The sequence below is a fragment of the Cupriavidus cauae genome (assembly GCF_008632125.1).
Taxonomy (GTDB): Bacteria; Pseudomonadota; Gammaproteobacteria; order Burkholderiales; family Burkholderiaceae; genus Cupriavidus; species Cupriavidus cauae.
This window is the reverse complement of record NZ_VWRN01000072.1, coordinates 65,933-80,021: the sequence shown is the minus strand read 5'-3', so window position 1 is coordinate 80,021 and position 14,089 is coordinate 65,933. Positions and strand designations below refer to the sequence as shown.

Here is a 14,089-nt window from a genome sequence, read left to right as displayed (position 1 = left end):
GAACAAGCAGATGACCGCCGTGGAGCCCGCCGACAAAGCCGCGAATTCGAACGTCAAGACCGCGCTGCGCGTGGTCGAGATCATGGAGATCTACGCGCGCGAAGGACGCTCGCTGACGCTGACCGAACTGGCCAGGCTGCTTGGCGCGCCGATGTCGAGCTGCCTCGGCCTGATCCGCACGCTGGCGGCGCTGGGCTATCTGTACGAGACCGGACGGCGCCAGGGCTATTACCCGACCGGCCGCCTGCTGGCGATCGCGCAACGCATCGCCGCCAACGACCCGCTGCTCGAGCGGGTGCAGCCGGTGCTCGAATCGCTGCGCGACGAGACCGGCGAGACGGTGATCTTCGGCAAGCTGCAGGACGACGGGCGCGTGGTCTATCTCGACGTGGTCGAGTCCAGCAATCCGGTGCGCTACATCGCCACCGCCGGCGAACTGCGGCAGGCCCATACCAATTCGATCGGACGCGCGATCCTGTCCGCGCTGCCCGCCGCGGACCGCGACGCACTGCTCGCGCGGGCCTCGTTCGCACCGCTGACCGCCCGCACGCTCGCGTCGCGCGAAGCGCTGGAGGCCGAGCTCGAAATCTCGCGCGAACGCGGCTGGGCGCAGAACTTCGGCGAGTCGTTGGCCGACCTCGGCGCCGTCGCGGTGCCGCTGACGCTGGCCGGGGTGGTCTACGGCGTGTCGGTGGCCGGCCCGATCCACCGGGTCGAGTCGCGCGCCGCCGACATCGCAATGCCGCTGCGCACGGCGATACGCGCGCTGCAGGGCTAGCCCCCCCCCGCTACCTCCGCTACCCCCGCCTCCTGGCGCCTCCCGGCGCCTCGCCGCTGCCTCTCCCCGTGCGACACCTGTCGCATTCCGGACGCGACACCTGTCGCATGCCGCGACGGCGTCGCGACGCACCGGCCGCCATCCCATCGCCTCCGAGCGTCCCGCACCGCCCCTGACCCACCCTCCCCGATCCGCCGCGAAGCCGCGCCACACAAGGCTTTGCGGCCACCGGCCCAGCTCGGTCTGTCCCCCGCCGTCCCCCCACTTTCCCGCACTGGCATCGCGCTTGCAATGACATGGCAGCCGCGGCGCCCGCCGCACCCGCGCTTCCCCACGCGGACACGGGCGCCTCGCCAAGCGAAAGAAACAGGAGACACGACGATGGAACCGACCACGGACCAGTTGCTGTGGATGTACGAAAAGATGGTCGAGATTCGCCATTACGAGGAGACGATGGCGAAGGTGTATCTCGAAGGGAAGCTGCCGCCCAAGATCCAGAAGGGTCTGGCCTTCGATATCGGTGCCGGCCCGGTGCCCGGCGAAATGCATCTGGCCGCGGGCCAGGAACCGGTGGCGGTCGGCGTCTGCGCGCATCTGCGCACCGAGGACACCGTGGTCGGCGCCCACCGCCCGCACCACTTCGCGATCGCCAAGGGCGTGCCGCTGAACGAAATGACCGCCGAGATGTTTGGCAAGGTCACCGGCCTGGGCCGCGGCAAGGGCGGCCACATGCATCTGTTCCACCCCGAAACCAAGTTCTCGTGCAGCGGCATCGTCGGCGCCGGCGCGCCGCAGGCCTGCGGCGCCGCGCTGGCCGCGCGCAAGCTCGGCAAGGACTGGGTTGCCATCGCCTTTTTCGGCGAAGGGGCGGCCAACCAGGGCGCCTTCCATGAGGCGCTGAATCTGGCGGCGCTGTGGAAGCTGCCGGTGCTGTTCGTCTGCGAGGACAACAAATATGGCATCTCGGTCGAGAAGTCGGCTTCGACGTCGGTCGACAGCAATGCGGTCCGCGCCGCCGGCTACGGCATACCCGGCGTACTGGTGGATACCAACGATGCGGTTGCGGTGTTCCGCGCGGCCGGTGTCGCGGTCGCGCGCGCGCGGCGCGGCGAAGGGCCCACGCTGATCGAGGTCAAGACCGACCGCTACCTGGGCCACTTCCAGGGCGATCCGGAAACCTACCGGCCGAAGAACGAAGCGCAGACGCTGCGCCGCAACGATCCGATCGACCGGCTCGGCAAGCAGCTGCGCGAACAGGGCCTGCTCGACGACGAGGCCGATGCCGCGCTGCGCCGGCAGATCGTCGAACGCGTCGACGCCGCCTATGCGTTCGGCCGCGAAAGCCCCTACCCCGCCCCCGAGGAAGCGCTGCAGCACGTGTTCGCGTGATGGCGGCCCCGCTGGCCAACACGAAACGCCACCCGCTGCCCGCAATGACAGGAACAGGAGACAACCAGATGCAACCCAACGACACCCACGCCTCGGTCGAGCCCGCACAGGCCGCCCGCAAGCTGACCATGGCGCAGGCCATCGCCGAGGCCATCGGCCAGGAGATGGAGCGCGACCCGAGCGTCTTCGTGATGGGCGAGGACATCGGCAAGTACGGCGGCATTTTCAGCGCCACCACCGGACTGCTCGACCGCTTCGGTCCCGAGCGCATCATGGACACGCCGATCTCGGAGACCGCCTTCATGGGCGCCGCGATCGGCGCCGCGGCCGAGGGGCTGCGCCCGATCGCCGAGCTGATGTTCGTAGACTTCTTCGGCGTCTGCTTCGACCAGATCTACAACCACCTGGCCAAGAACACCTACATGTCCGGCGGCCGCGTCAAGCTGCCGGCCGTGGTGATGACCGGCATCGGCGGCGGCTACAACGACGCGGCCCAGCACTCGCAATGCCTGTACAGCACCTTCGCGCATATGCCCGGCATGAAGGTGGTGGTGCCGTCGAACGCCTACGACGCCAAGGGCCTGATGATCGAGGCGATCCGCGACGACAACCCGGTGGTGTTCTGCTACCACAAGGGCATCATGGGCCTGTCGTGGATGTCGTACTTCGAAGGCAGCACCACGGCCGTCCCCACCGAGGCCTACACGATTCCGTTCGGCAAGGCGCGCGTGGTGCGCGAGGGCCGCGACGTGACCATCGTCACGCTGAGCCAGATGGTGCAGAAGTCCGTGCTCGCGGCCCAGCAGCTGGCGCAGGAAGGCATCGATGTCGAGATCATCGACCTGCGCACGCTGGTGCCGCTCGACAAGGAAACCGTGCTCGAGTCGGTGGCGAGGACCGGCCGCCTGCTGATCGCCGACGAGGACTATCTGAGCTACGGCCTGTCCGGCGAGATCGCCGCGATCGTGGCCGAGCATCTCGACACCCTGTCGATGAAGGCGCCGGTGCGCCGCCTGGCCGTGCCCGACGTGCCGATCCCGTTCAGCCGTCCCCTCGAGAACTTCGTGATCCCGCAAGTCGACACGATCGCCGCCAGCGTCCGCGCGCTGATGCAACCCACCCAAGAACTGAAGCGAGAAGCAGCATGACCGACGTAACGATGGCAGACGACGTGTGGGCCGATGTCGAGGAAGGCACCGAGGCCCTGTTGCAGGACTGGCAGGTCAATGTCGGCGACAGCGTCGCCGAGGGGCAGACGCTGGTGGTAGCCGAGCTGGTGAAGACCACGCACGAGATCGTCGCGCCGGTGGCCGGCCGCATCGCCGAGATCCTGGTGCAGTCGCAGGACACCTTCGCGCGCGGCGCCGTGCTGGCGCGCATCGAGGAGTAGACCATGGCCGAAGCCTCACTGACGCTGGCGGCGGAGGACGGAACCGCCGCGCCCGCGTCCCCGCCCGGGCCCACCCGGCAGACCATTCCGCTGACCGGCATGCGCGGCGCGATCGCCCGCGGCATGACGGCCGGCTGGCAGATTCCCCGGGTCGCGCATTCGCTCGAGGCCGATGTCAGCGCGGTCGAAGCGAAGCGCGCCAGGCTGCAGGCGGAACTGGGCGACAGCGTCAAGCTCACGCTGACCGCCTACGTGCTGCGTGCCGCCGCGCTGACGCTGCGTGCGCATCCCCGCCTGAACGCGCGCGTCTCCGACAAGGAGATCGAGCTGATGCCGGACGTCAATATCGGGCTCGCGGTCAGTCTCGACGACGGCCTGGTGGTGCCGGTGCTGCGCGAGGTCGATCGCAAGCCGGTCGAGGAGATCGCCCGCGAGGCGCGCACGCTGGCCGAGGGCGCGCGCAACGGCACGCTGAGCGCCGGCGCCTACCAGCGCGGCACCTTCACCATCAGCAACCTGGGCATGACCGAGGTCGAGCGCTTCACGCCGATCCTGCACGCGCCGCAGGCGGCGATTCTCGGCGTCACGCGCGTGATCCGGCGCGCCGTGGTCAAGGACGACTGGATCAGCATCGCGCCGATGATGGGCCTGCACCTGGTGTTCGACCATCGCGCCGTCGACGGCTACCCGGCCGCGGCCTTCCTCGGCGACCTGAAGCGGCGCCTTGAATCCGCGGAAGACCTGTGATGGCCGCGCTCGCCCCGACCCTCGTCACCGCGACGCCGCACGCCGAGCAGGCGTGGAACGCGCGGCAGCTGGCCGAGCCAGTCACCGAGCCGCGCCTGCGGCTGTGGACCTATCGCGCGCCCGGCGTGGTGTTCGGCTGCTCGCAGCGGGCGCTGCACGAGCGCACCGCGCTGGCGGACCGCGCGGTCGTGCGCGGCTCCGGCGGCGGCGCGGTGCTGACCGGCCCGTGGATGCTGTCGGCCTCGATCGTGCTGCCGCCCGATCACGCACTGCTGTCGAGCGGGCCGATCGGCAGCTACCGGTGGCTAGGCGTGCTGCATGCGGGCCTGCTGCGCGACATGGGCATCGCGGCGTTCGCGCTGCCGCCCGAGCAGGCGCGCAGCCACCAGGCGGATGCGGCACTGACGTGGGCCTGCTATGGCGGCCTGTCGCCCTGGGAGGTCGTGGTCGACTCGCGCAAGATCGTCGGCCTCGCGCAGCTGCGCCGGCGCACTGGCGTGCTGCTGACCTCGGGCACGCTGATCGCGCCGCCGGACTGGCGCCTGCTGTGCGAAGCGCTCGGGCAGCCGGCGGGCCTGGGGGATGCGCTCGCCGACCGCACCACGTCGTGCGAGACCGAGCTGGGCGCGCCGGTGATCGCCGAGGTGCTGGCCGACCGCCTGCACCACATGCTGACCGACGTGCTCGGCAGCGTGGCGGCGAACGACCACGAGCCCATGCCGCGCGCTTCCATCCGTCACGCAACGCGGCCGCGCGGTGCCGCGGCGCCGCCGGGCTAGCGCGGCGCGGCCAACGCTGCGGACGCTGCGCGATACGGCCCGAAGCTGCCTGATGCGGCCCCAAGCTGCCAAACGCAGCCAAACACCGCCGAATGCCGCCGAACCGCCGCCCAACGCCCGACGCCCGACGCCCGACGCCCGACGCCCGACGCCCGACGCCCGACGCCGCGAACACAACGATACCGATATCCCACCGAAGGAGACGACAAATGCAAGACGACATCCAGCACGAGGATGCCGCCGCGCCCGCGGCCGGCATGCGCATCGTGGCCAAGACCCAGCCGGTGACCCGGCGCGGCTTTCTGCGCGGCACGGGCCTGGCCGCCATCGGCGTCGCCGTGGTCTCGCCCGGCGCGCTGGCCAAGCCGGCGCGCGAGGCGCTGGTCACCGACCTGAAGGCGCTGGGCACGCCGACCGCGCGCACGCTGCTGGTGATGGCGCGCGACATCTTCCCGCACGACCGCTTCGCCGACCGCTACTACGTGCAGGCCATCGCGCCGCTGGACCAGGCGGCCGCCAAGGACAAGGCGGTCCGCACGCTGCTGCAGCGGGGCGTACGCGAGCTCGACGCGGCCGCGCAGCGCAAGCACGGCAAACCCTATGCACAGCTGCAGGACGAGGCCGACCGGGTCGCGCTGCTCAAGGCCATCGAGACCACGCCCTTCTTCGAGAAGGTGCGCGGCGAGATGGTGACCAGCCTCTACGACAACAAGGCGGTCTGGCCGCTGCTCGGCTACGAGGGCTCTTCCTGGGAGAAGGGCGGCTACGCGAACCGCGGCTTCAACGACATCGACTGGATCTGATCGGCCCATTCGATCCGCAATGGGGTCCGCAATCTGGTCCGCAATCTGGTCCGCGAGTTGATCCGCAAGCGCATCGCAGGGCCGCACAGACGGCACCGCTGACCGTACCGCGGTACCGCATCGAGACAACACTGGAGACAAAACATGGCAACACGGATCGACCTGAACGACCGCGACGCGGTCGTCATCATCGGCTCCGGCGCGGGCGGCGCCACGCTGGCCAACGAGCTGGCGCAGCAGGGCATCGGCAAGATCGTGATCCTCGAGGCCGGCAAGCACTACACGCAGGCGGACTTCGAGAACGACGAATGGGCGATGTTCCGCAAGATCTCGTGGCTCGACAAGCGGATCTCGGCCGGCGGCTGGCACCACACCAAGACCTATCCGAACCTGCCGGCGTGGATCGTCAAGGCGGTGGGCGGCTCGACCATCCACTGGTCCGGCGTCGCGCTGCGCTTCCAGCCGCACGACTTCCGCACGCGGCAAATCTATGGGCAGGTCGAAGGCGCCAACGTGCTGGATTGGCCGATCACGTACGAGGAACTGGCTCCGTACTACGACAAGGCCGAGAAGAAGATGGGCGTGACCGGCAGCGCCGCCAGCGGCCAGCCGCCGATGCCCGAAAGCAACCAGTACAAGGTGGTGGCGGCTGGTGCGCGCAAGATCGGCTATCGCAAGATCGTGCGGCCGGTGGCCTCGAATTCCACGCCCTACGACGGGCGTCCCGCATGCCAGCAGGCGGGCTTCTGCATGCAGGGCTGCAAGATCGGCGCCAAATGGTCGGCGCTCTACACCGAGATCCCGAAGGCGCTGGCGACCGGCCGTGTGGAACTGCGGCCCGAGAGCATGGTGCTGCAGGTCCAGCACGACAAGTCCGGCAAGGTCAACGGCGTGCTGTATGCCGACAGCAAGGGGCGCAAGCATCTGCAGAAGGCGCGCGTGGTCTGCGTGGCGGGCAATTCGATCGAATCGGCGCGGCTGCTGCTGAACTCGGCTTCGACGTTGTTCCCCAACGGGCTGGCCAATTCCTCGGGCCAGGTCGGCCGCAACTACATGAACCACGCTACCGCGGCCGCGGTGGCGATCCATCGCAAGCCGGTCTACATGTACCGCGGCTTCGATATCGGCGCGGTGGTGGCCGACGAGGTCGCGCTCAATACCAGGCGCGGCTTCAACGGCGGCTACTACCTGGAAGGGCTGGCGCTGGGGCTGCCCTATACGGCGGCCTTCATGAAGCCCGGTGGCTGGGGACGCGACGTGACCTCGGCGCTGGAGCAGTACGACCACATGACCGCGATCTGGGTCTGCGGCGAGGACATGGCGCGCGAGCAGAACACCATCACGCTGCATCCGACCGAGAAGGACCAGTACGGCCTGCCGATCCCGATCGTGACCAAGACCTACCACCGCAACGACGAGGCCATCGCGGCGCACGGGCTGCAGCAGTTCCGCAAGCTGTCGGAGGCCGTCGGCGCGACGCGGGTCATCGATATGCCGGCGTATCCCGCCAGTCACAATATGGGCACCAACCGGATGAGCGCCAACGCCCGCGACGGCGTGGTCAACCGCTGGGGGCAGGCGCACGACGTCAAGAACCTGTTCGTCTCGGACGGCAGCCAGTTCACCTCCAGTTCGGCCGCCAATCCGACACTGACGATCGTCGCGCTGGCGATCCGCCAGGCCGAATACCTGGCCGGCGCGCTGCGCAGGGGCGAGGTCTGAGCCCGGGCTTGTCGGGATTGAAGTCCGCCCCGGGGCTGGTGTAAGGTCGTCGCGCCTGGGAAGGGGCAGCGCTCTCGGCCACCGGGGGGCTCCCCTCTCCCGCCCGCGGGAGAGGGCCCCGGGGGAGAGGGAAAAGGCGGCCCGCGGTACCGACACCGTCCGCCTCCGGGTCTATATTGGATAACACCACGAAGACAACAGCAGATAAGCGTCGCCCGTCCCCACGGCAAGGCGCAGCGAAGGAGACCCTGTGATCAGTGCCAAGCAAGCCGCCCAACGGCACGCGCATGTCGAGCAGGTGCTGACGCTCGCCAGCCAGGCCGATCCGGCCCGGCCGCCGCTCAGCGAGATCGAGCGCTCGTGGATCCGCTGCGTGAACGAGTACGGTATGGACCCCGGCCGCCGCATGCCGGCCCATATCGTCGAGGCGGGACGGCTGCGCGAGCACAAGGACCAGATCGAGGACTTCCTCGGCGTGGCCCGCACCGGCATGGAGCAGCTGTACAAGCGCATGTCCTCGCTCGGCTACGTGCTGCTGCTGACCGACTCGCACGGCATCGCGGTGGACTTCATCGGCAACGACCAGTGGGATCGCGAGCTCAAGAGCTCCGGCCTCTATCTCGGCGCCGACTGGAGCGAGCGCCAGGCCGGCACCTGCGCGGTGGGCACCTGCATCGTCGAGCAGCATGCGGTCACCTGCCACCAGACCGACCACTTCGATGTCTCGCATATCAGCCTGACGTGCAACAGCGCGCCGCTGTTCGACCCCACCGGCGGCTTTCTCGGCGTGCTCGACGTATCGGCGCTGACCTCGCCCGGTCCGCGCGAGAGCCAGCATCTGGCGCTGCAGATGACGGCGATGTACGCGCAGATGATCGAGGATGCCAATTTCCTGCGCTACTTCCGCGACCGCTGGATCCTGCGGCTGGGCGCGACCTGGTCGCTGGTCGACGTCAGCGGCGAGATCATGGTGGCCTTCGACGCAGACGGCATCGTCTGCGGCATCAACAGCGGTGCGCGCCGCGCGCTGCGTGCGGCGGACCATGGCCCGGTGATCGGGCGCCCGCTGACGATGCTGTTCCGCGAGAGCATGAGCGACCTGTGGCGCATCGCACGCGCCGGCATGTCGTCCGATCGCGCCACGCTGCGCACGCATGGCGACGAGGTGTACTACGCCAGCGCGATCGCGCCGCGCGTGATGCCGCACCGCATTCCCGCACCGGCCGCGCCCGAGCCCGGCGACACCGCCGCGCTCGATGCGCTGGGCGCCGACGACGCGCAGATGCAGCGGCTGATCACGCAGGCGAAACGCCTCGCCAACAAGCCGCTCAATGTGCTGATCCACGGCGAGACCGGTACCGGCAAGGAGGTCCTCGCCAAGGCGCTGCATCAGAGCAGCAACCGGCGCGAGCATGCCTTCATCGCGGTCAATTGCGCCGCCATTCCGGAGACGCTGATCGAGAGCGAGCTGTTCGGCTACACCGCGGGCACCTTCACCGGCGCGCGCGGCAAGGGCATGCGCGGCCTGATCGCGCAGAGCGATGGCGGCACGCTGTTCCTCGACGAGATCGGCGACATGCCGCTGCACCTGCAGAGCCGGCTGCTGCGCGTGCTGTCCGAGCGCGAGGTCACCCCGCTCGGCGCGCAGCGTCCGGTCGCGGTCGACCTGCGCGTGATCGCGGCCTCGCACCGGGACCTGCGCCAGCTGATCGCCGAGGGGCGCTTTCGCGAGGACCTGTATTACCGGCTGTGCGGCGCCACGCTGTATCTGCCGACCTTGCGCGAGCGCCAGGACAAGGCCTATCTGATCGAACGCATCTGCCAGGAGGAAGCGGCCCAGCTGCACATCGACGCCACGCTGTCGAACGACGCCTGGCGCGCGATGCTGGCCTACGACTGGCCCGGCAACGTGCGCCAGCTGCGCAATGTGCTGCGCTTCGCGCTGGCGATGAGCGACGGCGGCCATATCGATCTTGGCGACCTGCCGCCGGAGGTGACCGACGCCGGCACGGCGAGCCCGCTGCGCGCGCTGGCCGCGTCTGTGCCCGCATCGGTGCCCGCATCCATGCCCCCGTCCGTGCCCGCATCCGATGCCGCCGGCTCGCCGGTCCCCGACGATCCGAAAGCGCGCCAGTTGCTGGCCGCGCTGCAGGCGCACCACTGGAACGTGACCGAGGTCGCCGCGGCCTGCGGCATTTCGCGCGCGACGGTCTACCGGCAGATGGAGCGATTCGGCATCGTCGCGCCGAACCGGCGCTAGGCGTCAGTCGGAGCCAAGGTCCCCAAAGCGCGGCTGGCATGCCCGCTGGGACCGACGTACCATCGCTGCATCGGCCGGTCCTTGCCGGCCCTTCCTGCGCCCTTGCCCAGGTCCCGTTCCACGTCCCTTCCTGCAACCACCCGCTGCCGACGCCATGCCGCTGCCCGCCGAACGCCTGAACGAATATCTGGACTTCGCCCACCGCCTGGCCGACGCGGCCGCGGCGCAAAGCCTGCCGCTGTTCCGCACCCATGCCGAGGTGCAGGACAAGGGCGGCCGCCGCTTCGATCCCGTCACCGCCGCCGACCAGGCTGCCGAGACCGCGATGCGCGAGCTGATCGCCGCGACCTATCCCGACCATGGCATCCATGGCGAGGAGCATGAGCGCATCGAGGGCACGTCGCCGCTGACCTGGGTGCTCGACCCCATCGACGGCACGCGCGCCTTCATCACCGGCCTGCCGCTGTGGGGCACGCTGATCGCGCTGAACGACGGCGACCGGCCCGTGCTGGGCGTGATGGACCAGCCGTTCACCGGCGAGCGCTTCGTCGGCACCTGCGACGCCGCCTGGCTCGGCAGGACGCCGCTGCGCACGCGTCCCTGCGCCAGCCTCGCCGACGCCAAGCTGATGTGCACCACGCCGGAGATGTTCGGCGACGAGCCGGAACGGAAGGCGTTCCGCTGCGTGGCCGACCGCGCCCGGCTGCTGCGCTATGGCGGCGACTGCTACGCCTACTGCATGGTCGCCGCGGGCCATGTCGATGCGGTGGTCGAAGCCGGGCTGCAGCCCTACGACGTGCAGGCGCTGATCCCGATCGTCGAGGGCGCGGGCGGCATCATCACCAGCTGGACCGGTGACGATCCGCAGCATGGCGGACGCGTGGTGGCCTGCGGCGATCGCCGGCTGCATGCGGAAATCCTGGCGGCGCTGGCGGAATAGCGCGGCGGAGAACGAGGGGTCACGCGGCGGGGAATGCTCGGATCGCACGCCGGCGAATGCGCGGAGCGCGCGGGCATCGCGCAGCGACGCCGGCCGCAGATTTCCCGCAGCACCCCGGGGCCGGTTATGATGCGCGATTATCGAACAATCGCTGTCGCCCTCTTCCTGCCCTTTCCCATATGGACGCCACCCGCTCCACCGCCGCCCCGGCGCCCGCTGCTCCCGCTGCTCCCGCTGCTCCCGCTGCCTCCGACGCCGCGCGCGCCGATGCGGCCCCACCGCGCACGGCTCCGCCGCGTCCGGACCAACTGGACCAGTACGCGGGCGATCCGAACTTCATGCTGTCGCTGGCCCGAGGCCTGCACGTGCTCGAGGCCTTCTCCGAACGCAGGCGGCCGCTGACCATTTCGCAGATCGCGCAGCGCACGCAGCTGTCGCGCGCCTCGGTGCGGCGCTGCCTCTATACCTTGCAGCGCCTCGGCTATGTCAGCCAGGAAGACGGCCGCTTCGCGCTGCGCCCGCGCGTGCTCCATCTCGGCCACGCCTACTTCTCGTCGACCGCGCTGGTCGCGCAGGCACAGCCGATCCTGGACCGGCTCAGCGCCGCGGTGGGCGAGACCTCGGCGCTGGCGATCCTCGAAGACACCGACATCCTGTATCTGGCCCGCTGCGAGGTGCGCCGCATGCTGTCGCACGCGCTCGGCATGGGCAGCCGCCTGCCGGCCTTCTGCACGTCGATCGGCCGCATGCTGCTGGCCCACCTGGACGAGCCGGCGCGCGATGCCTACTTCGAGCGCGCGGAGCTGCGACCGCGCACGCTGCAGACCAAGGTGTCGCGCACCGAGCTGGAGGCGTGCTTCGAGCAGGCCCGCACGCTCGGCTACGTGGTGGTGGACGAGGAACTGGAGCTCGATCTGCGCGCGCTTGCGGTGCCGGTGCATGCGGAATCGGGCGAGGTCGTGGCCGGCATCAGCGTCAGCGTGCGGCCCACGCAGGTCGGCGAGGCGGAGATGCTTGCCCGCATGCTGCCCCGCATGCGCGAGGCCGCGATGGAAATGAGCAGGCTGATTGCGGCGTGAGTGCGACGTGATTGCGGCGTGATTGCGGCGCGAGGTTGCGGCACGACGGTGTGACATGAGGACGCGGCATGACCGTGCGGCACCAGGCAAGCCCTGTGTCGCTGCCCTGCGTTGCTGTCTCCTCGCCACAACGACAATCGACAATTAACGCCAATATTGCGCCGCTTGTTTGAAGCGAATCATGTCGCAATGCTCACAATCGCAACGCTTTAAAGCGTGAGGCGCGTCGCCGCCATCACTCCTCGGAATAGACCGGAGAAAAGTCGCGGTATTCCATGCATCGCGTTGCGATATACATTGCTAAAATCACCGTCCAACAAGTCCGAACCTGAAAGACTCTTGCCAAAAAAGAGACTACCGCAACACCAATATGACTTTCGATGACATCTCGCTTGGCGCAATCGTCGCGGATATGCGCATGGCAGAGAGACCCCTGATGCCCGCCGAACAGGCCTATCTCGCCGAACTGCGTCAACGGATTGCGGCCGGCTCCGAGAATTTGTGGGCCATTCTGGAAGATGCCGGCATGCCATCGAACGGTGGCCGCCTGTCCGGCGATGTGATGCTCGCCCTCACGATGGTGGCGCAGAGCAAGCCGCAATAAGGAAGAAACAGCGGGAAGAAACAGCGCGAGGGCGCCGACCCGCGCGTCATCCTCGCGAAAGCGTGGACCAGCGGCTTTCAATGGCGCTGGATTTCCCGCTTTCGCGCGAACGATGTGATTGCGGACGGCGATTTTCGGCCGATTTCGCTGCGAACCGCCGGCGCCTTTTATCAGCCGCGATGGGCCAATTCCAGCGCGAATACCAGCCGCTGCAGCGTATTTTCCAGCCGCCCGTCCGGATTGACGAAGGCACAGCCGAAATGATGAATCGCGCTGTCGTCGCGGCCCACCAGCCAATGTCCCACCACCTGCAGATCGAGGTCGAGCTTGCCGAGCTCGCGGAAATCGAGCCGAGCGCGGGCGATGCGCGTACCGACCGGCAGCTGCGTATCGCCGACCGTGCGCGAGCGCAGGCCAACCCCCGATAGCGACAGATCCGAGATATCGAGCTTGACCACGGTACCGTCGTCGAGCCGCCCTTCGCAGCCATAGCCCCGCGTCACCAGCGTGCGCGCGCGGAAATGCCGGCGGCGCTGGAAGTGATAGAGCTTGTCCGGGAACGGGGCCTTGAACGCCGGACCGCCCTGATATTGCACCGGCTCCGGCTGGCCGATGGTGAAGTTGACCGGCACGCCGCGCAGCGAGGCCGAAATCGCGTTTTCCTCGGCTTCCAGCACCGCGCGCGCTTCCTCGTCGGTCCGGCACCAGTCGAAGATGAAGGTGCGGCTGCCCGGATCGACGTGCAGCACCGAGGAAACGGTTTCCCGGCCGCGGCCGGAGCGCACGTTCAGCGTGCATTTCTGCCACGCCAGATCGCGCAGCACCGTGCCGATCTGCGAGGCATGCGTCAGGCGGTACTGCTCGTCGGACGGGACGGCGGCCTCGGGCTGGTCGATGGACTCGTGGGAACTCATGAAATCACGCGGGCGGGTGCGGGGATCCAGATTGCGGGCGTTGGGACTCTAGTACAGAAACGGCATCCCTGGCGCAAAACTTGAGCCCGACTTACGGGGGGTTGTCCCGCTCCGGCTCGCGCAAGGCAAAGGCACGGCGGCAGCGATGCTCGGCGCCCTGCCGCTGCAGGCGGCTCTCGAACAACACGAAGCGCCGCGCCAGATAGGACGGGCAGGCCAGTTCCCGGTGCGCGGCGACCCACTCGCGCAGCAGTGGCTCGGCCGCATGCGGCGCGCAGCGCGCCAGCGTCAGGTGCGGGTGGAAGGGGCGCGTCTCGGGCTCGACCCCGGCATCGCGCAGCGCCAGATCGAGCGCGCCATGCAGTGCCAGCAGCGGTTCCGCGGGCACGACGCCGGCCCACAGGATGCCGCCGCGCCGGCCGAAGCGGCCAACGCCGGCGACCCGCACCGGGACCGCCACGGCGGCGATCGTGGCCAGCGTGGCGTCGATCGCGGCGGCCTTTTCCTCGTCGACCTCGCCGACGAAGCGCAGCGTCAGGTGGACCTGCGCGGCCGGCGTCGCGCGGATGCCGCGCTCGCGCGGCAGCGTCGCCAGCAGCGAGGCCGCCAGCGCGGGCGGGGTTTCCAGTGCGACAAAGAGCCGTGGCATGTCGGCGCGCGGTTACGGGTGCGTTGCGGGTGCGG

Annotated in this window: 14 protein-coding genes; 12 read left to right on the top strand and 2 right to left on the bottom strand. The window is 69.2% G+C overall.

Features of this window, described 5'->3' with window-relative positions:
- Nucleotides 1-10: 10 nt before the first annotated feature.
- From F1599_RS24820 to F1599_RS24765, 12 genes are all read left to right on the top strand, one after another.
- The gene (locus tag F1599_RS24820; RefSeq protein ID WP_150084834.1) at nucleotides 11-778 is read left to right on the top strand and encodes an IclR family transcriptional regulator; all 768 of its coding nucleotides are present in this window, start codon (nucleotides 11-13) and stop codon (nucleotides 776-778) included.
- A gap of 381 nt (nucleotides 779-1,159) precedes the next feature.
- Nucleotides 1,160-2,167 (top strand): thiamine pyrophosphate-dependent dehydrogenase E1 component subunit alpha, encoded by a 1,008-nt coding sequence (locus F1599_RS24815; protein WP_149318455.1) that lies wholly within the window; start codon nucleotides 1,160-1,162, stop codon nucleotides 2,165-2,167.
- 68 nt (nucleotides 2,168-2,235) lie between these two features.
- Nucleotides 2,236-3,315 carry an alpha-ketoacid dehydrogenase subunit beta gene (locus F1599_RS24810; RefSeq protein ID WP_150084833.1) on the top strand — a complete coding sequence of 360 codons (1,080 nt, stop codon included), beginning with the start codon at nucleotides 2,236-2,238 and terminating at the stop codon, nucleotides 3,313-3,315.
- Nucleotides 3,312-3,557, top strand: coding sequence for a lipoyl domain-containing protein (locus tag F1599_RS24805; RefSeq protein ID WP_006578478.1), 246 nt, complete (start codon nucleotides 3,312-3,314; stop codon nucleotides 3,555-3,557). The genes F1599_RS24810 and F1599_RS24805 overlap by 4 nt, the downstream gene beginning before the upstream one ends.
- 3 nt (nucleotides 3,558-3,560) lie before the next feature.
- Nucleotides 3,561-4,304 (top strand): dihydrolipoamide acetyltransferase family protein, encoded by a 744-nt coding sequence (locus F1599_RS24800; protein ID WP_149318457.1) that lies wholly within the window; start codon nucleotides 3,561-3,563, stop codon nucleotides 4,302-4,304.
- Nucleotides 4,304-5,083: a lipoate--protein ligase family protein gene (locus F1599_RS24795; RefSeq protein WP_223819871.1), complete on the top strand. Its 780-nt coding sequence runs from the start codon at nucleotides 4,304-4,306 to the stop codon at nucleotides 5,081-5,083. Before F1599_RS24800 ends, F1599_RS24795 begins: the two co-directional genes overlap by 1 nt.
- A gap of 209 nt (nucleotides 5,084-5,292) precedes the next feature.
- On the top strand, nucleotides 5,293-5,886 hold the full coding sequence (locus F1599_RS24790; protein ID WP_223129692.1) for a gluconate 2-dehydrogenase subunit 3 family protein: 594 nt from the start codon (nucleotides 5,293-5,295) through the stop codon (nucleotides 5,884-5,886).
- 144 nt (nucleotides 5,887-6,030) lie between these two features.
- Nucleotides 6,031-7,608 (top strand): GMC family oxidoreductase, encoded by a 1,578-nt coding sequence (locus F1599_RS24785; RefSeq protein WP_150084832.1) that lies wholly within the window; start codon nucleotides 6,031-6,033, stop codon nucleotides 7,606-7,608.
- 250 nt (nucleotides 7,609-7,858) lie between these two features.
- On the top strand, nucleotides 7,859-9,868 hold the full coding sequence (locus F1599_RS24780; protein ID WP_150084831.1) for a sigma-54-dependent Fis family transcriptional regulator: 2,010 nt from the start codon (nucleotides 7,859-7,861) through the stop codon (nucleotides 9,866-9,868).
- Between the two features lie 154 nt (nucleotides 9,869-10,022).
- A complete protein-coding gene (hisN, locus tag F1599_RS24775; protein ID WP_149318460.1) occupies nucleotides 10,023-10,808 on the top strand; it encodes a histidinol-phosphatase in 786 nt (261 codons plus the stop codon).
- Between the two features lie 179 nt (nucleotides 10,809-10,987).
- Nucleotides 10,988-11,887 carry an IclR family transcriptional regulator domain-containing protein gene (locus tag F1599_RS24770; RefSeq protein ID WP_223819870.1) on the top strand — a complete coding sequence of 300 codons (900 nt, stop codon included), beginning with the start codon at nucleotides 10,988-10,990 and terminating at the stop codon, nucleotides 11,885-11,887.
- A gap of 370 nt (nucleotides 11,888-12,257) precedes the next feature.
- Nucleotides 12,258-12,491, top strand: coding sequence for a hypothetical protein (locus F1599_RS24765; protein ID WP_006576881.1), 234 nt, complete (start codon nucleotides 12,258-12,260; stop codon nucleotides 12,489-12,491).
- A gap of 170 nt (nucleotides 12,492-12,661) precedes the next feature.
- On the opposite strand, the gene F1599_RS24760 is transcribed toward F1599_RS24765, so the two are convergent.
- Together F1599_RS24760 and thpR are read right to left on the bottom strand one after the other, a co-directional pair.
- On the bottom strand, nucleotides 12,662-13,405 hold the full coding sequence (locus F1599_RS24760; RefSeq protein ID WP_149318462.1) for a flagellar brake protein: 744 nt from the start codon (nucleotides 13,403-13,405) through the stop codon (nucleotides 12,662-12,664).
- 91 nt (nucleotides 13,406-13,496) lie between these two features.
- On the bottom strand, nucleotides 13,497-14,054 hold the full coding sequence (gene thpR, locus F1599_RS24755; RefSeq protein ID WP_150084830.1) for an RNA 2',3'-cyclic phosphodiesterase: 558 nt from the start codon (nucleotides 14,052-14,054) through the stop codon (nucleotides 13,497-13,499).
- Nucleotides 14,055-14,089: the final 35 nt, after the last annotated feature.